The 16,868-nt window shown below is 65.9% G+C and carries 18 protein-coding genes and 2 pseudogenes; 8 read left to right on the forward strand and 12 right to left on the reverse strand.

All coding sequences use genetic code 11. The features are described from left to right. The 3 genes and pseudogenes from ACREB7_RS11695 to ACREB7_RS11705 form a co-directional block, all read left to right on the forward strand. Positions 1-117 (forward strand): annotated as a pseudogene (locus tag ACREB7_RS11695) (translation initiation factor IF-1); the annotation flags it as partial. A gap of 53 nt (positions 118-170) precedes the next feature. Beyond that, a complete protein-coding gene (locus ACREB7_RS11700) occupies positions 171-311 on the forward strand; it encodes a hypothetical protein (protein WP_431592449.1) in 141 nt (46 codons plus the stop codon). Positions 312-367: 56 nt separating this feature from the next. After that, the gene (locus ACREB7_RS11705) at positions 368-562 is read left to right on the forward strand and encodes a hypothetical protein (protein WP_431592450.1); all 195 of its coding nucleotides are present in this window, start codon (positions 368-370) and stop codon (positions 560-562) included. Here the strand turns inward: ACREB7_RS11705 and ACREB7_RS11710 are convergent. Both ACREB7_RS11710 and ACREB7_RS11715 read right to left on the reverse strand, forming a co-directional pair. Further along, positions 559-1,830: an RNA polymerase sigma factor gene (locus tag ACREB7_RS11710; RefSeq protein ID WP_431592451.1), complete on the reverse strand. Its 1,272-nt coding sequence runs from the start codon at positions 1,828-1,830 to the stop codon at positions 559-561. The two genes, ACREB7_RS11705 and ACREB7_RS11710, sit on opposite strands and share 4 nt — an antisense overlap. A gap of 124 nt (positions 1,831-1,954) precedes the next feature. Continuing rightward, positions 1,955-2,314, reverse strand: a pseudogene (locus ACREB7_RS11715) (YciI family protein); the annotation flags it as partial. 334 nt (positions 2,315-2,648) lie between these two features. Here ACREB7_RS11715 and ACREB7_RS11720 point away from each other — a divergent pair. From ACREB7_RS11720 to ACREB7_RS11740, 5 genes are all read left to right on the forward strand, one after another. After that, a complete protein-coding gene (locus ACREB7_RS11720) occupies positions 2,649-3,662 on the forward strand; it encodes a diguanylate cyclase (RefSeq protein ID WP_431592452.1) in 1,014 nt (337 codons plus the stop codon). Between the two features lie 68 nt (positions 3,663-3,730). After that, positions 3,731-5,308, forward strand: coding sequence for a GNAT family N-acetyltransferase (locus ACREB7_RS11725; protein ID WP_431592453.1), 1,578 nt, complete (start codon positions 3,731-3,733; stop codon positions 5,306-5,308). 16 nt (positions 5,309-5,324) lie between these two features. After that, a complete protein-coding gene (locus ACREB7_RS11730) occupies positions 5,325-6,347 on the forward strand; it encodes a hypothetical protein (protein WP_431592454.1) in 1,023 nt (340 codons plus the stop codon). Continuing rightward, complete coding sequence (locus ACREB7_RS11735) at positions 6,344-6,949, forward strand: hypothetical protein (RefSeq protein ID WP_431592455.1); 606 nt, start codon at positions 6,344-6,346, stop codon at positions 6,947-6,949. Before ACREB7_RS11730 ends, ACREB7_RS11735 begins: the two co-directional genes overlap by 4 nt. Before the next feature lie 157 nt (positions 6,950-7,106). Beyond that, on the forward strand, positions 7,107-8,078 hold the full coding sequence (locus ACREB7_RS11740) for an NAD(P)H-dependent flavin oxidoreductase (protein ID WP_431592456.1): 972 nt from the start codon (positions 7,107-7,109) through the stop codon (positions 8,076-8,078). Between the two features lie 208 nt (positions 8,079-8,286). Here the strand turns inward: ACREB7_RS11740 and ACREB7_RS11745 are convergent, their stop codons facing one another. The 10 genes from ACREB7_RS11745 to ccmC form a co-directional block, all read right to left on the reverse strand. Then, a complete protein-coding gene (locus ACREB7_RS11745; protein ID WP_431592457.1) occupies positions 8,287-8,787 on the reverse strand; it encodes an AHH domain-containing protein in 501 nt (166 codons plus the stop codon). Beyond that, entirely contained in the window at positions 8,787-9,602 is an 816-nt protein-coding gene (locus ACREB7_RS11750; protein ID WP_431592458.1) for a hypothetical protein, read from the reverse strand. Before ACREB7_RS11750 ends, ACREB7_RS11745 begins: the two co-directional genes overlap by 1 nt. A gap of 73 nt (positions 9,603-9,675) precedes the next feature. Beyond that, on the reverse strand, positions 9,676-11,646 hold the full coding sequence (locus ACREB7_RS11755) for a potassium transporter Kup (protein ID WP_431592459.1): 1,971 nt from the start codon (positions 11,644-11,646) through the stop codon (positions 9,676-9,678). 43 nt (positions 11,647-11,689) lie between these two features. Next, on the reverse strand, positions 11,690-12,364 hold the full coding sequence (locus ACREB7_RS11760) for a tetratricopeptide repeat protein (RefSeq protein WP_431592460.1): 675 nt from the start codon (positions 12,362-12,364) through the stop codon (positions 11,690-11,692). Then, complete coding sequence (locus ACREB7_RS11765; RefSeq protein ID WP_431592461.1) at positions 12,361-12,792, reverse strand: cytochrome c-type biogenesis protein; 432 nt, start codon at positions 12,790-12,792, stop codon at positions 12,361-12,363. Before ACREB7_RS11765 ends, ACREB7_RS11760 begins: the two co-directional genes overlap by 4 nt. After that, positions 12,789-13,319: a DsbE family thiol:disulfide interchange protein gene (locus tag ACREB7_RS11770; RefSeq protein WP_431592462.1), complete on the reverse strand. Its 531-nt coding sequence runs from the start codon at positions 13,317-13,319 to the stop codon at positions 12,789-12,791. Before ACREB7_RS11770 ends, ACREB7_RS11765 begins: the two co-directional genes overlap by 4 nt. After that, entirely contained in the window at positions 13,316-15,280 is a 1,965-nt protein-coding gene (locus ACREB7_RS11775) for a heme lyase CcmF/NrfE family subunit (protein WP_431592463.1), read from the reverse strand. The genes ACREB7_RS11770 and ACREB7_RS11775 overlap by 4 nt, the downstream gene beginning before the upstream one ends. Continuing rightward, a complete protein-coding gene (ccmE, locus tag ACREB7_RS11780) occupies positions 15,277-15,717 on the reverse strand; it encodes a cytochrome c maturation protein CcmE (RefSeq protein ID WP_431592464.1) in 441 nt (146 codons plus the stop codon). The genes ACREB7_RS11775 and ccmE overlap by 4 nt, the downstream gene beginning before the upstream one ends. After that, positions 15,714-15,869 carry a hypothetical protein gene (locus ACREB7_RS11785; protein WP_431592465.1) on the reverse strand — a complete coding sequence of 52 codons (156 nt, stop codon included), beginning with the start codon at positions 15,867-15,869 and terminating at the stop codon, positions 15,714-15,716. Before ACREB7_RS11785 ends, ccmE begins: the two co-directional genes overlap by 4 nt. A gap of 3 nt (positions 15,870-15,872) precedes the next feature. Then, positions 15,873-16,607 (reverse strand): heme ABC transporter permease CcmC, encoded by a 735-nt coding sequence (gene ccmC / locus ACREB7_RS11790; protein WP_431592466.1) that lies wholly within the window; start codon positions 16,605-16,607, stop codon positions 15,873-15,875. Positions 16,608-16,868: the final 261 nt, after the last annotated feature.

The raw sequence follows: 16,868 nt of genomic DNA on the forward strand, positions 1-16,868 counted from the left end.
GTCGTCGGCGATGCGGTTCGCATCGAAATGACGCCTTACGACCTCAGCAAGGGGCGGCTCGTCTATCGCGAGCGCGGCCCCGGAGGTCCCGGCGGCGGCGCGCCAAAGCGCCGCTGACCCCCAAGATGACCTGAATATCAAGTCAACGACAACAGAAACTATGAGAGACTATGTTTAATTATTCCAATGCTTTTCCGCATGTTGCGGTTCTATCGTCGCCCAAGACCCCGCAGCGGGTTCCGGCGGCCCGTCGCTCGCCGACGCTCTCGCGCCGCGAGCTGCGCCGGTTGATCGCCGACATGATCGACTGATCATGCCCCATCGGGCGGCCGCACCCCTTGCGGCCGCCATCCAGGAGAACAGGCCCGTGTCCACCACCAGCGATTTCTATCTGACCCAGGCCGAAAAATGCGCCAGCGACGCCGCCGCGACGACGCTCAGCCAGGTCCGCGACCGCAATCTGCGCGCCGAAGCCGCCTGGCGCTCGATGGCCGAAAAAATCCTGCTGACCGAACAGACCCGCGCCCGCCGCGACGCCGCCAAGGACGAGGCTGCGGCCTAATCGCCGCACGCCGTCGCCCGGCCGAGCAGCCACTCACGCTCGCGGTCGTTTCCCGTCAGTCTTGCGGCCTCCTCGAACGCCGCCTTCGCCTCGCCGAGGCGCCCGGCGCGAAACAGGAAATCGCCGCGCGCGGCGGGCAAGGGCGCGTAGTTGCGCAGCATCGCCTCTTCGGCAATCTCATCGACCAGCCGCAGTCCGGCCTCCGGGCCATAGGCCATGCTGTGCGCGACCGCGCGGTTGAGGTCTACCACCGGCGACGGCATGACGCCGCGCAACCGGTCATAGAGCGCCGCGATCCGCGCCCAATCGGTATCCTCGGCGCGCCGTGCGCGGGCATGGCACGCCGCCAGCGCCGCCTGCAGGACATAGGGCCCATCGCCCCCGCCCAGCGCCTCGGCCTTCGCCAGCGCGGCCAGCCCGCGCCGGATCAAGAGCTGATCCCAGCGCGTCCGGTTCTGCGCGGTCAGCAGCACGAAGCGGCCGTCGGGTCCGGCCCGCGCCGCCAGCCGCGACGCCTGGATCTCCATCAGCGCCAGCAACCCCAGCACCTCGGGCTCGCCCGGCATCAGCGCCGCCAGGATGCGCCCCAACCGCTGCGCCTCGGCACATAGCGGCGGCCGCACCAGCGACGGCCCTGCGGTCGCGGCATAGCCTTCGTTGAAAATCAGGTAGATCACCTCGAGCACCGACGCGCGACGCGCCGCCAGTTCGGCGCCGCGCGGCACCTCGAACGCCACCCCCGCCTTGGCGATCGCCTTTTTCGCGCGCGTGATCCGCGCAGCAATGGTGGCGTCATTCGAGAGGAAGGCGCGCGCGATCTCGGCGACGGTCAGCCCGCCGACCAGCCGCAGCGTCAGCGCCGCGCGCGCTTCGGGCGCGATCACCGGATGGCAGGCGGCGAAGATCAGCCCGAGCAGCTCGTCGCCCAACTCATCGTCGATCGCCGCTTCGACTGCGGCGTTCATGTCGCTTTCTCCGTCCAGCTCGCGTGCGATTTCGGCATGTTTGCGATCCTGCATCGCCGCGCGGCGAAAGCCGTCGACCGCGCGCCGCTTCGCCGCCGCCGTCAGCCAGGCGCCCGGATTGGCGGGCACCCCCGATGCCGGCCACTCGGCGAGCGCGATCAGCAGCGCATCCTGCGCCAGTTCCTCGGCGCGATCGACGTCACGCGTCATCCGCGCCAGCGACGCGATCAACCGCGCCCGCTCGATCCGGAACACCGCCTCGATTGCCCGGTTGCTATGGCCGTGGGTTTCGCCGTCTGCCATGCCCGCCTTCTCGGGCAAGCGCGCCGGGGAGGCAAGCATGGCAGGCGAAGACCTATTCGCCGCTCAACTGGTCGCGCAGTCGCTGTTCCTGTGCGATCACCTCGGCGGGCAGCAGGTCGCCAAAATCCTCCATCTCGTAAAAGGGCCGGATCTCGAGTTCGCTCGGCCCCGGCATCGGATTGGGGCAGCGCTTGGCCCAGGCGACCGCCTCGTCCATGTCCTTCACCTCCCAGATCCAATATCCCGCGACCAGCTCGCGCGCTTCGGCGAAGGGGCCATCGATCACCGACCGGTTCGGTCCGTCGAACGCGATCCGTTTGGCCGCCGACGACGGCTTGAGCCCGTCGCCGTCGACCATCACGCCGGCCTTGACCAGCTCTTCGTTGAACTTGCCCATTGCCTCGAACATCGCGGTCGTCTCGGGACCGGGATCGATCCCGCGCTCGCTGTCCTCGGTCGCCTTCACGAATATCATCACACGCATTTTTCTTCTCCTCGGGACGGAGCCGACATGGCCTCCTGTCTAGACGACGAACGAGCCCGGCTCAAATCGACAGGATCCCGAATCTTTTTTGCATGGTCCCTGGCAACTCCGCCTCCTAATCGGCTGCGGCAGAAAAACAGGCCGCTTATCCACGCCTTGGCGCGCGGCCGTCGCGATCGTGGTAAACCGCGCTTAATCCTCTTCACCCGTCGCCGTTAAACGTCGCATGACCAGTATTGCACCTTCTTCAGGCGAGCCGGTAGGGCGGCTCCTCGGATGGCTCGGGCTTCGTTCCCGCGACGGCACACCCCAACCGGCGGCCGAGCCCGGGGGCATGCGCGATCTCGCGCGGCTCACGCGGCGCGATCTGGTCGACGCCATCGGCACCTTCCTGATCGACAATAATCTCGACATCACGCCGGCGAACCTGCTCTTCGCGCACAGCGCCTTTTCGGGCAACAACCCGCGCCTGTCGCGTCAGATCACGGCGCGCACCGGCAATGGCGGCGTGACCCAGACATGGCTCGACGAACTGACCGACGAGGTCGCCGACAGCTCGGCGCAGGCCGAACTCGAACGGTTGATGGCGCGGCTCGAAACCAATCTCGACGCCTTCCAGGCCCAGAGCAAAAGCGCGCACAAAGAGGCCGCCGACTATGGCAGCGAACTCGAACAGCATGTGACCGACCTCGAACAGCTGCAAAAGACCGGCCAGATCGTCTCGAACCTCGCCGACCTCGCGAAAACGATGCTCGAACGCACGCGCAAGGCCGAGGACGAAATGCGCCGGAGCGAGGAGGAAGCCAAATCGCTGCGCCGCAGCCTCGAACGCGCGAAGCGCGACGCCGAAATCGACTATCTCACCGGCCTGCCCAACCGCCGCGCCTTCGAGGAATTGCTCGAAGTCCAGTATCGCGACGCGCAAAGGGCGATGGAACCGCTCAGCGTCGCCTTTTGCGATATCGACAATTTCAAGGCGATCAACGACGCGCATGGCCATGAAGCGGGCGACCGCGTGCTCAAGGCGATCGCCGACACCCTCTCGCAGATCAGCGACGACCAATGCCATGTCGCGCGCCACGGCGGCGAGGAATTCGTCATGCTGTTCCGGGGGCGCACCCCGGCCGCCGCCGCCGAGCGCCTCGACCAGGCGCGCGAACATCTCGCGGCGCGGCGCCTCATCAACCGCAAGACCGACGAACCTTTCGGCCAGATCACCTTCTCGGGCGGCGTCGCCGACATCTTCGGCCATGGCGACGCCCGCGCGGCGCTCAAGGCCGCCGACGATGCGCTCTACATGGCCAAGCAGAATGGACGGAACCGGGTGGAGATCGCGGGGGGCGAATGATCGCGGGGTGAACCAATCGGCGCTCCGTCCGTTGGACAAGCCGCTTTCCCCTCCCCTATGCAGGCCCCATGGACTCCACCAAAGCCAAGCTCGTCATCCGCAATAGTGCCCCCCGCGACGCCGCCGCGATCGCGCGCCTGACCGCCAAGGTCTACGGCCGCGGCGAAGGCTATTCGGCGGCGCAGATCCGCGGCCAGATCAACAATTTCCCCGAAGGCCAGTTCGTCGCCGAATATGAGGGCGCGATCGTCGGCCTCTGCGCGACTCTCATCGTGCCGCAGGCGGCGGTGTTCACCGACCACCGCTGGTCGGCGATCAGCGGCGGCGGCTTCGGCACCAGCCACGATCCCGACGGCGACATCCTCTATGGCATGGAGGTGTGCGTCGACCCCGACTATCGCCGCCTGCGCATCGGCCAGCGCTTCTACCGCAAGCGTCAGGAACTGTGCCAATCCTATGAGCTGAAGGGCATCGCCTTTGGCGGGCGTATGCCGGGCTACGCCCGCCGCCGCCGCAAATATCCCGACCCGCAGGATTATCTCGACGCCGTCGTCGAAAAACAGCTCCGCGACCCGGTGATCAATTTCCAGATCGCGCAGGGCTTCGAGCCGCGCACCGTGCTCCACCATTATGACCGGCGCGATCTCGACAGCGGCGGCCATGCCGTGCTCATGTATTGGGAAAACCCGCTCGAACCGCAGCGCGCGACGAACCCCAAGGCGCGCGGTGCCGTGCCCGACCGCCTCCCCGCCTCGGTGCGCGTCGCGACGGTCCAGTTCCAGATGCGCGGCATCGACCGCATCGGGCAGTTCGAGGAACAGGTCGAATATTTCGTCGACGTCGCCGCCGACTATCACGCCGACTTCGTCGTCTTTCCCGAACTCTACACGCTCGAACTGCTGTCGATCGAAAAGAACAAGCTGCCCCCCGAACAGGCGATCCAGAAGATCGCCGATTACACCGATCGCTATATCGCATTCATGGAAAAGCTCGCGGTCAGCTATAATATCAACATCATCGGCGGCTCGCACCCGACCCGCGCGGCCAATGGCGACATCCTCAACATCGCCTATGTCTTCCTGCGCGACGGGTCGGTGCATACGCAGGAAAAGCTGCACCCGACGCCCTCCGAACGCCGCTGGTGGAACATCAAGGGCGGTCATGGCGCCGACGCGATCAACACCGATTGCGGGCCGATCGGGGTGATGATCTGCTACGACAGCGAGTTCCCCGAACTCGCGCGCCACCTCGTCAACCAGGGCGCGATGATGCTCTTCGTCCCCTTCTGCACCGACGAGCGCCGCGGGTACCTCCGCGTCCGCTATTGCTGCCACGCGCGCGCGGTCGAGAATCAATGCTATGTCATCACCTCGGGCGTCGTCGGCAATTTGCCGAACGTCGAGAATATGGACATTCATTATGCCGAAAGCGCGATCCTGACCCCGTCGGACTTCGCCTTCGCCCGCGACGGCGTCGCCGCCGACACCGCGCCGAACACCGAGACGATCGCAATCGCCGACCTCAGCCTCGCCGACCTGCTCACCAGCCGCCAGAGCGGCGCGGTGCAGAATTTGCGCGACCGCCGCTTCGACCTGTACCGCGTCGACTGGAAGGATGCGCCGACACCGGGCGTCGGGTCGCGGTGAATCGGCCCCCTCTTTATTGACGAAAGCAGCGGGCTTTCGGCTAGAAAAGATATCTAGCCCGCTGCCGCTTGCGAAATTTTTTCTTCTGGGCAATACCGAACATATCGGGGGCGATATGGTCAGCATTCCAGAAGTGGCGCTGTTCTTTCTTATCGGCGCTGTCGTTTCATTGGACGTCGCCGGTCTTACGGCCGTAAAACTCCAAACCTATACGGGAACAGCGCGTCAAATATATATATGGGCCGCTCAGAATGCTTTCTGGCATGCCATTCTCTTGCTGGTCTATGGCTCGCTGACCATCGCGATCGCCGATTGGGCCTTGCCCAACATATTTCGTGATCTGGTCGACTGGCTGCGGGACATCGACGCGCCCCTGCTTATCCGGAATATTGTCGCCGAAATCGGGAATCATGTCTTTGTCGGCTTCGCGATTGTCACAATCACTCTGGTGTGGCGCGCCTATGTCGGAAAGGTGGTTGAAAATCCTTTTGAAGTGCCCACCGAAAAGGAAGGCCCGCAACGCCGCTTTGTGCGCTGGCTGCTGACGGGTCTGGGGCTCAATCGAGACGCTCTCGGGCGCCAACTGCAATCGATGGCGGTTGCGATGGACATGCTCGCGCTCGCGTTTCTTATGCGGTCTCTGGAAATGTTCGGAGCGCCGAGCCATGTCGAAAGCTTCGCCCGCGTCGCATCGATTTCCACCATCATCTTTGCTTCGGTCTTCGGGGTCACCGTCACAACCGCTTGGGTATTCCGTCGCCAGTTCAGCAAACTTGTCACCGACGCACGGCAGACGCCTGACGACGAAATGACGCTGGCACAGGTCATTTTTGTGATCCGGCTCGTCGAACCCTTGCTGATCTTCTATTTTCTTTGCGAGATGATCTCCTACACCGTCTGGCGCCACATCAGTTCGTCGTCGGTCCTGTTCATCGGCGCGGCGCTTCTTGTCTTTGCCCTGACGAAGGCAGCGGGCCTCAAGAATATCTGGGCCGTCTCGCAACAAATGGTCAAATCTTTGCGCGAGTTGCCGCAATGACCCAGTCGATCGAAACCTTTTCCCTCGAAGCCGTGATCCTCGGCGGTTTCAGCGCGATTGTCCTTCTGACCGAGCTTCTGAGCCATGCCCATATGCTCTTGCCGACAGGTTCACGCCTTCGGGGCTGGACCGCTTGGACAACAAAGCGTCTCGACCGATTTCTCGCAGCCTTCCATCGCAACGCGCCCGTGATTCCGTGGATGCTGGCCGCACTCCTCATTTCGGTCATCGCGCCGGTCTATGACATGTACACCGACGTCGGCTGGGCGGATGAAGTCCTGAAAAGCGGCGGCGGCCAAAGCGCAAACGGCCTCAATTGGCCGCGACTGCTCCAGAACAGCCATGAAAGAACGCTCGCAACGCTGATGCATGTATCGCAGACCGCTATCGTCCTGCTAATTTTGTGGTCTTTTTCGGTGCTCTGGAATCTGGCCTTCGTAAACTCGCGGCGCTCGAAACAAATATCCAAAAGCCGTGCTGGTCGTTGGGGATTTCTCGGCGCCTTCGTCTACTTTATCGTGAACCCGACGCTCGACGTCCTCGACTATCTGGGGAACCATGCGGAAATCCTCTATCGACTCCCCGCCGCAGCACCGGCCTGATCCCGTCCCATCGCTGGATGACCGGGCCCTGTGCACCAGCGTGGTAGCTTCCTCGGGAAGAATGACCAGTTCATCGTCGCGAATGACACCCCCTTGCCTCACTTTCCGTTTACGTTAAGGTCAGTTGCAAAGAGCAACCAACCGGAGTGCGTGATTCATGGCCCTTCCCCCGATCTTCGACCGCCTGCGCCTGCCCGTCATCGGCTCGCCCCTGTTCATCGTCTCGGGCCCCGAACTCGTCATTGCGCAGTGCAAGGCGGGTGTCGTCGGCAGCTTCCCGGCGCTCAACGCCCGGCCGCAGAGCCTACTCGATGAGTGGCTGCACCAGATCACCGAAGAACTCGCGGCATGGGACCGCGACAATCCCGATCGTCCGTCGGCGCCCTATGCGGTCAACCAGATCGTCCATAAATCGAACGACCGGCTCGAGGCCGATATCGCGACCTGCGCCAAGTGGAAGGTGCCGATCACCATCACCTCGCTGGGCGCGCGCGAGGAACTCAACCAGGCGGTGCATGGCTGGGGCGGCATCACGCTCCACGATGTCATCGACGACCGTTTCGCGCGCAAGGCGGTCGAAAAGGGCGCCGACGGCCTGATCCCCGTCGCCGCCGGCGCGGGCGGCCATGCCGGGGTGCAGTCGCCCTTCGCGCTGGTGCAGGAAATCCGCGAATGGTTCGACGGCCCCGTCGCGCTGTCGGGCGCGATCGGCCACGGCCGCTCGATCCTCGCCGCGCAGGCGTGCGGCGCCGACCTCGCCTATATAGGCAGCGCCTTCATCGCGACGGCGGAGGCGAACGCCGATCCGGGTTACAAGAACGGCATCGTCGAGGGCCGCGCCGCCGACATCGTCTATTCGAACCTCTTCACCGGGGTGCATGGCAATTACCTGCGCGGATCGATCGTCGCCTCGGGCATGGACCCCGACAATTTGCCCGAAGGCGATTTGAAGACGATGAATTTCGGCTCGGGCGGCAACACCAAGGTCAAGGCGTGGAAGGACATCTGGGGCTCGGGCCAGGGCATCAGCCCGGTCCGCGCGGTGCTGCCCGTCGCCGATTTTGTGGCGCAGCTCGAAGACCAATATCTGGCGGCGCGCCGCGAGCTGGAGGCCAAGGTCCGGCTCTGATCCGCCAATGGCGGCTTTGGGGTGGGAAGCGGACGCTTATGCCATCGTCATCCCGGGCTTGACCCGGGACCCGCCTTTCTCTTTCGCTGCCGGTTCAAAGACAAGGCAGGCCCCGGGTCAAGCCCGGGGTGACGGGAGTGGAACGACAGCATTCGGTCGTCAGCAGCCATTCCCTCCCCCGTTCGTGTCGAGCGTAGTCGAGACACCCCTACCCGCCAAACAACCGCCCGATCGCCTCGTCCAGATAAGGCCGGTCGGCGAACAGCCGCATCGGGTCGCGGCGGTTGAGCCGGAAGGTCATGCCGTGCCGATCGGTCAGCGCCCGCCGCAGCACCGTCTGCAGCAAGCGCAGCCGCGCCGCCGCGACGCCGCCCGCCGCGACCGGCTCGCGCATCGCCTGCAGCGCATGATAGGCGCGGATCTGCTCGACCCGCGCCGCGACGACATCGCTATAGGCCCGGTGCGGCCCCCGGTGCAGCGCGTGCCCCGACAGCCCCGACAGCCGCTCATTGCCCGGCAGCAGCAGCCCGTTGAGGTCGAAGCGGTGCAGCGCAAAGCCTTCGCTCACCAGTTGTTCGAACATCGTCGCCATCTGCGATCGCTGCAGCAGCGCGACGGGGATCAGGTGATGGCGCTGATATCCCGCCTTGGCGGGCACGCCGCCGGACCAGCGGCAGCGGGGCGAAGCGGGCGCCGCACGCCCGCCCATCAACGATCGACGCTGAACTCGACCCGCACCGTCGCCGGCCGGTCGCCGTCGCCCCGCTGCGGCGTCAGCGCGACCCATTCGCCGCTGTGCAGCCCGGGTGCCTGCTGCGCCCGCATCAGCGGTCCGTTGAGCACCATGTCGAGCGCCAGCCGGGCCAGTCTTTTAACCATCGCCGCCATGTCCCAGCCGGGCGGCATCATCGCCTCCAGCTCCTGACCGGCAAAGGCGACCAGCCCGCGTGTCGTCACCCTTTCGCCCGCGCCGCCGTCGCGACGCCGAAACGCGACCAGATGCAGCACCGGCGGCATTCCGCTTACCTGCATCTCGGCGATCGCGCCGCGAAATTGCGCCGCATCGCTCCACAGCCGCGCGGGGGACCAGAAAAGCTGCCGCGCGGCGAACAGGTCGATCGACAACACGAGCAGCCGGCAAAATTCCTCGAACGACGCCCCCGGAACGGCGCCCGCCCATGCCTCATCCTCGCGGCACACGAACCAGCAATCTTCGCGCCACCCACCCGGCAGCACCGCGCCGAGCCGACTTGTCGCCCGATCATCGGGGTCGGCAAGCGCCAATTGGGCCGCCACCGCGCGCCCGACCAGCACTTGCAGCGCGCCGAGATGCAATCGGAAGCACGGGGTATCCGCGCCCGCCGCCGCGACGATTTCGGGCCGCAGTCCCATATGGCGAAAGGCCGTTTCCAGCGCCTCGACCGACGACGGCGCGGCCGGCGCCACGAGCAAGGCAAAGGGCCGCTCGGGCGGGATCGGGGCATCGCGGCTATCGGCATCCATGTTGTTGGGTTCCGCCTCCATCACCGCTGCATCGCAAGGCCGCCGCTCGGGCGCAAGCCGCCCCGATGCCGATGCGTCCGAAACGGACGCGCCGTCAGATCGCGACCTGGCTGCCCAGTTCGACGACGCGGTTGGTCGGCAGGCGGAAATATTCCATCGCGCTTTCCGAATTGCGCAGCATCCACGCGAACAGCCGCTCGCGCCAGATCGGCATCCCGGGCTTGGCCGCCGCGATCAGCGTCTGGCGCGACAGGAAAAAGCTCGTCTCGAGCATCTTGAAGCCGCCGCCGCAGCCGGTGACGCGGTGCAGCGCCGCGGGCACGTCGACCGGCTGCATGAAACCATAATGCAGCACCAGCCGGTGGAAACCCTGCCCCAGATCCTCAAGCGTGCAGAATTTCTCCTCGGGAACGAAGGGCACGTCGGCGATCTTGATCGTCAACAGGATGATCCGCTCATGCAGCACCTTGTTGTGCTTGAGGTTGTGGAGCAGCGCATGCGGCACCCCGTCGGCGCTCGACGTCATAAACACGGCGGTGCCCGGAACGCGCGTCGCGCTGTTCGCCGCCGACTTGACGAACACCGGAATCGGCATCGCCCCGTCGGCCATTTCCTGCTGCATCAGCTTGCGGCCGCGCGACCAGGTGGTCAGCATCGTGAAGATGATCAGCCCGATCGCCAGCGGCACCCAGCCGCCGTCGGGCACCTTGATCAGGTTCGCGCCGAAATAGGCGATGTCGACGATGAAGAAGACCGCGAGGATCGGCAACGCCTTCCACGCCGGCCACTTCCACAGCGTGAACAGCACGACGCTCAGCAGGCAAGTGTCGATGAACATCGCCCCCGTCACCGCGATGCCATAGGCGGCGGCGAGGTTGCTCGACGATCCGAAGAAGAGGACGAGGATGATCACCATCGTCATCAGGAACCAGTTGACCACCGGGATATAGATCTGCCCCGCCGCCGACGCGCTGGTGTGCTCGACGCGCAGGCGCGGGATGAAACCGAGCTGGATCGCCTGCTGGGTCAGCGAGAAGGCGCCCGAGATCACCGCCTGGCTCGCGATGATCGTCGCGAGCAGCGCGAGGATCACCACCGGCACCTGCCAGGCCTCGGGCATCATCAGGAAGAAGGGATCCTGGATCAGCCCCAGCCTTTGCCCGACGTCGGCCTCGAGCACCATCGCGCCCTGCCCCATATAGTTGAGCATCAGCGCGGGGAGCACGAAGGCGAGCCAGCTGATCCCGATCGGCCCGCGCCCGAAATGCCCCATGTCGGCATAAAGCGCCTCGGCGCCGGTCACCGCGAGCACCACCGCGCCGAGCGCGATGAAGGCGGTGAAGCCGTCGACATAGAAGAAATTCAGCGCATTGAGCGGGTTGAGCGTCGCGACGATGATCGACGGATGGCCGACGATATGCATCACCCCCAGCGTCGCCAGCATCATAAAATAGAGCAGCATGATCGGGCCGAACAGCATGCCGACCTTCGCCGTCCCGCGCGACTGGATCGCGAACAGCCCGATCAGGATCGCGAGCGCGATCGGCACGATATAGGGGTCGAAGCCCTTGTTGATATAACTCAGCCCCTCGGTCGCCGACAGCACCGACATCGCGGGGGTGATCATGCTGTCGCCATAGAAGAGCGCGGTCGCGAAAACCCCGAGCAGGATGATCGGCCAGGTCCAGCGCTTCTCGCCCGACGAGCGGCTGATCAGCGCCAGCAAGGCCAGGCTGCCGCCCTCGCCCTTGTTGTCGGCCTTCATAATCGTCAGCACATATTTGAACGTGACGACCAGCATCATCGACCAGAAGACCAGGCTCAGCACGCCATAGATGTGCAATCGGTCGGCATCGATCGAATGATGCCCGGCAAAGGTCTCGCGGAAGGCGTAAAGCGGGCTGGTGCCGATGTCGCCGAACACGACGCCGACCGCGCCCACGGCAAGCTTCAGTTTCCCGTCGCCATGATGGCCATGGCCATCGTGCGCGCTATGGCCCGTATCGGCAGCGTTCGCGGCAGCGCCGTCGGCGCCGCCTGCCGCCATTTGCGACTCAGCAGTCATCGCGCGCCTTTAGACCAGTCGCAGGAAAAGGGAAGCGTCGACGTCATGGCGCATCCGCTGGCGGCGCCTTCGCGGCCGCGGGCGCCTCGGCGGGCACCGGCGGTCCCAGCGCCTGCCGCAATTGCGCCAGCCGCATCTCGAGGTCGGGCCGCCAGGGCGCATCGGCGGGGCTGCGCGACAGCAATTCGCTCCACACCGCCTCGGCCCCCTTCAGGTCGCCGCCCTGCGCCAGCGCCAGCCCGGCAAAAAAGGGCGGCGCCGGATGCGTCGGATCGCGCTTCGCCGCCTCGTCGAACGCCAGCGCCGCCGCCGGCGACATCGTGCCCCCGCCATGCGCCACCAGCGCATTGCCAAGGCCCACCCACAGGTCGACATTGTCGGGATATTTGGCAAGGCCCTTTTCCAGCGTCTGCGCCGCAAGCCGGGTCTTGCCGGTGCGCGCAAAGCCGTCGGACATGCCCAGCCACTGCGCCGCCGGACCGAAACGGTCGGCCATGCCCTGCCGCTGGTCGGTGATCGCCTCGCCGAAATTATCGGGTTCGGCCGCCACCGCGACCGGGTGCCCGGGCAGCGTCGGGCTGCCCTGCAGCGCATAGCCCGCCAGCCCCAGCATCACCGCCGCCCCGGCGAGCGGCCGCGCCGCCGCCGGCAATCTGCCGAGCCACATCATGCCGCCGATCGTCAGCGCCGCCGCGAGCAGGACCCAGAGCCAGATCATGCCTCACCCTCCGCTTCATCATCGCCGCGCCGGAAACGCCCGAACGCCAGCCAGCCGCCAAGCGCCAGAAAGAGCAAAGGCCCGAGCCACAGAAAGGCGGTCGCCATGTCGAACGGCGGGTCATAATCGACCCAATTGCCGTACCGCGCGACCAGCCATTCGCGGATCGCATCGGGGCTTTCGCCAGCCGCGATCTTGGTCCGCACCTCGTTGCGCATATCGCCCGCCAGCGGCGCGTCCGAATCGGCGATCGACTGGCCCTGACAGACGAGGCAGCGCAGCTCCTCCATCAATCTTTTGGCTTTCGCCTCCTGCGCCGCGTCGGGCAGTTGCTGATAGGCGTAAGGCGCCGGCGGCAACCGGTCCTGCGCCGCGATCGGCGTCGCACCCAGCGTCAGCAGCGCGAGCAGGGCGAAACGCCGGCTCACTTCATCGCCTCCAGCTTGGCGACGATCTCGGGCACCTGTTCGGGCAGGATCACGCCCTGAATCTGTTCGCGGATGATGCCCTTGCCGTCGATGAGGAAGGTTTCGGGCACCCCCGACGATCCCAACGCGATCTGCACGCTGCTCTGCACGTCCGATCCGATGCGGTCGAACGGATTGCCGACGTCGCGCAGGAATTGGGCGACATCGTCGGGCCGGTCGCGGATCGCGATGCCGTCGATCGGCACCCCCGCCGCTTTCAGCGCCTCGAGCTGCGGCGCCTCGGCGCGGCACGGCACGCACCAGCTTGCAAAGACGTTGACCAGCCGCGGCTTGCCATCGGCGAGCTGGCTGCTTTTCAACCCTTCGACCCCCGCGGTCGCCGGCGGCAGGTCGAACAAAGGCATCGGCTTGTTGATCCATTGCGACTGGATCAGCGTCTCGCCCGGCACCGTCAGCCGATAGACGAAGGCGCCGAACAGCAATCCCATGATCGCCAGCGGCACGAACAGGACCCAGGGCGATTTCATGGTGCAAACCTTTGTTCGGCCTTGCGCGCGCGCCGCGCCCGCCACAGCGCCAGCAATTGCGCGCGCCCGAGCATCGACAGCCCCGCGCCGAGCGCGATCAGCGCCCCGCCGAGCCAGATCCACCACACCAGCGGCTTCCACCACAGGCGCAGCTGATAACGATCGGCCCCATCGACCCCGACCACCGGCTGGCCCAGCACGACATAGAGCTGTCCGCCCGGCCGCGTCAGCAGCGCCGCCTCGTTGGTTTCGGTCGGCGCGGTGCCCATCAGTCCCGGAAACATACGCGATTCGGGCTTCAGCACATGCGACGCGCCGCCCGATGTCGCGATCAGCGTCCCCTCGATCGCGGTATAATTCGGCCCCGCCACCGGTTTCACGCCCTTGAACAGCACCTCGAAATCGCCGACGCGCACCGTCTCGCCCGGCGCGGCGGCGACCAGCCGTTCCTTGATGAAGGCGCTCTCGGCGCCCATGCCGGCAAGGCACACCGCGACCCCGAAATGCGCGATCACCATGCCCCATGTCGGCAGCGGCGTGCGCAGCAGGTTGCGTCCCCACAAGGGCGCCAGGCTCGCCACCGCGACGATCCCGGCCACCGACATGCCGAGCAAAGGCAGGATGCCGACCTTGCCGCCAAAGATCACCAGCGCCACAAGCACGACCGTGCCGGCGAGCGCCGCGAGCGGCAGCCGCGAGCGCAGTTTGCGCCCGTCGTCCTTGCGCCACGCGAGCAGCGGCCCGGCGACCATGACGAGGCAGAGGATCAGCGCCAGCGGCCCCGCGACCTTGTTATAATAAGGCGGGCCGACCGAAATCTTCTCGCCCATCGCCTCGGCGACGATCGGATAGAGCGTGCCGAGCAACACCAAAGCCAGAATCGTCGTCAGCAACAGATTGTTGATCACCAGCGACCCTTCGCGGCTGAGCAGCGCGAATTTCTTGCCCTCGGCGACCGTTCCGGCACGCAGCGCGAACAAGGTGAGCGCGCCGCCGATATAGATCGCCATCAGCGCGAGCAGAAAAGTTCCGCGCTCGGGATCGACCGCGAAGCTATGGACGCTGGTCAGCAGCCCCGATCGGACGATGAAGGTGCCGACCATCGACATCGAAAAACCGATCACCGCGAGCATCACCGTCCAGGCGCGCAAGGCGTTGCGCGTCGCCGTCACCGCGACCGAATGGAGCAAAGCCGCGCCCGCGAGCCAGGGGATCAGCGAGACATTCTCGACCGGGTCCCAGAACCACCAGCCGCCCCAGCCGAGCTCATAATAAGCCCAATAGCTGCCGGCGGTGATGCCCAGCGTCAGGAAAATCCAGCTTCCCAGCACCCACGGCCGCATCGCGCGGGCAAAGGCCGGGCCGATCTCGCGCGTGATCAGCGCGCCGACCGCAAAGCTGAAAGCGACCGACAGCCCGACATAACCGAAATACAGCGTCGGCGGGTGGAAGGCGAGCCCCGGGTCCTGAAGCAGCGGGTTGAGCCCCTGACCATCGGGCGGCGCGACGGCCAGGCGTTTGAACGGGTTCGACGAAAAGATCAGAAAGGCAAAGAAACCAAGCCCCAGCGCGGCTTGTGCAGCCAGCGTGGCGATCAGCGTATCTTCGCGCAGGCGCCGCTCGAAAATCGCGACCAGCGCGCCCGAAATCCCCAGGATTGTCAGCCAGAGCAGCATCGATCCTTCGTGATTGCCCCAGGTGCCCGCGACCTTGAACAGCATCGGCTTCAGGCTGTTGCTGTTGCGCGCGACCAGCTCGACCGACATGTCCGAGCGCACGAAACAGGCGATGAGCAACGCGAAAGCGATCGCGGTGAGCACGCCTTGCGCCACGCTCGCCGGCCGCACCAGCGCCGCCAATTCTTTTTGCCCGCCGCGCAGGTACAGCGTGCCCGCGACCAGCGAGAGACAGGCGAGCGCCGCCGCGATCCACAGCAAGGCGAGTCCGAGTTCGGCGATCATGTCTTCGGCGCCGCCTTGGCCACGGCCTTGTCCATGCCTTCCATCTGCGGCGGCATATATTTCTCGTCATGCTTGGCCAGGATCTTGTCGGCGACGAACACCCCGTCGGCGCGCATCCGGCCGTCGGCGACCATGCCGGCGTTTTCGGCGAACAGGTCGGGGACGATGCCCGTGAACTGCACCGGGATCGACGCCTTGCCGTCGGTCGCGACGAAGTCGATCGTCAGCCCGTCGCCCTGGCGCTTGATGCTGCCCGCGGCGACCATGCCACCCAGCCGCATCGGTTCGCCGACCTGCGCCTTGCCCGCCTTGATTTCTTCCGGGGTGCGGAAATAGGCCGCCTCGTCGCGCAGCGCGCTCGCGCCGAGTACCCCCGCCCCCGCGATGCCGCCCAGCGCCAGCAGCGCCAGCACCAGTCGCTGATGTTTTGCTTTCATTTTCGGTCCTTACGCAGCGCATCGCTGCGCTTCTCGGCTTTCGCCATCGCGCGCCAGCTCGACCAAAGGACGATCCCCGTCAGCAGCGCGGTCAGGCCATAGGCCGCCGCGACATAGGCCCATTGGCCGCTCCCGCTGATCACCCCCGTCACGCGTCAGTTCCCCTCGTCATCGGCCAGCCGCCGCAGCCGCGCCGCAACGCGATTGTCGGCGATGATCCGCCGCATCCGCATCAGCACGATGGCGCCGAATAGCAGCGAAAAACCCAATACAGTCAATCCCAAAGGCCATAGCAAAGCCTTGTCGATGCTCGCCCCGCCCAGCGTGATGCTCGGCCCCTGGTGCAGGCTGTTCCACCACACGACGCTGCGGTTGATGATCGGGATGTTGATCGCGCCGACCAGCGCATAAATGGCGGCGCCGCGCGACAGCGTCCCGCCCTGCCTTTGTCCTTCGTCGCCGTTGGTCAGCGCGATGAAACCGGCATAGAGGAACAGCAGCACGAGCATCGACGTCATCCGCCCGTCCCATTCCCACCAGGTCCCCCAGGTCGGCTTGCCCCAGATCGAACCCGTCGCGAGGCACAAAGCGGTGAACAGCATCCCCGGCACCGCGATCGCGCGCGCCGCGATGCCGGCGAGCGGGTGGCGCCACACCAGTTGCACCAGCCCGGCGATCGCCAGGCTCGTCCAGCCCCCCATGCCCAGCCACGCCGAGGGGACATGGACATAAAGGATTCGTGCGGTTTCGCCCTGTTTCGCTTCGCCGGGCACCAGCATCAGCCCGGCCCAGGCGCCGCCGAGCAGCAGCAACAGCCCGACGCCGAGCAACCACGGCGTCAGCGGCTTCGCGATCGCGAGGAATCGGGTGGGGTTGGCGTAAGCGTGCATCGGTTCGCGTCGTCTTTAGGTGAGGCCGATTTATCGGTCCAGTGAATTGCCCGGCGCGACCCGGCGGCGCTTCTGTCGCGCGGGACGCGGGCAAGGTCAAGCGTCGGGCGACGGGTTGCCCTTTCTCCCCTCCCGCAGGCGGGAGGGGTCGGGGGTGGGCGCGAGCGAAGCGAGCTAGCGGCGGCGCAGATGCCCACCCCGCTGCGACTAACGAACAAGCTCGTAAGTCTCGCTGCCCCTCCCGCAGGCGGGAGGGGAGCA

This window comes from Sphingopyxis sp., assembly GCF_050725615.1.
GTDB lineage: Bacteria > Pseudomonadota > Alphaproteobacteria > Sphingomonadales > Sphingomonadaceae > Sphingopyxis.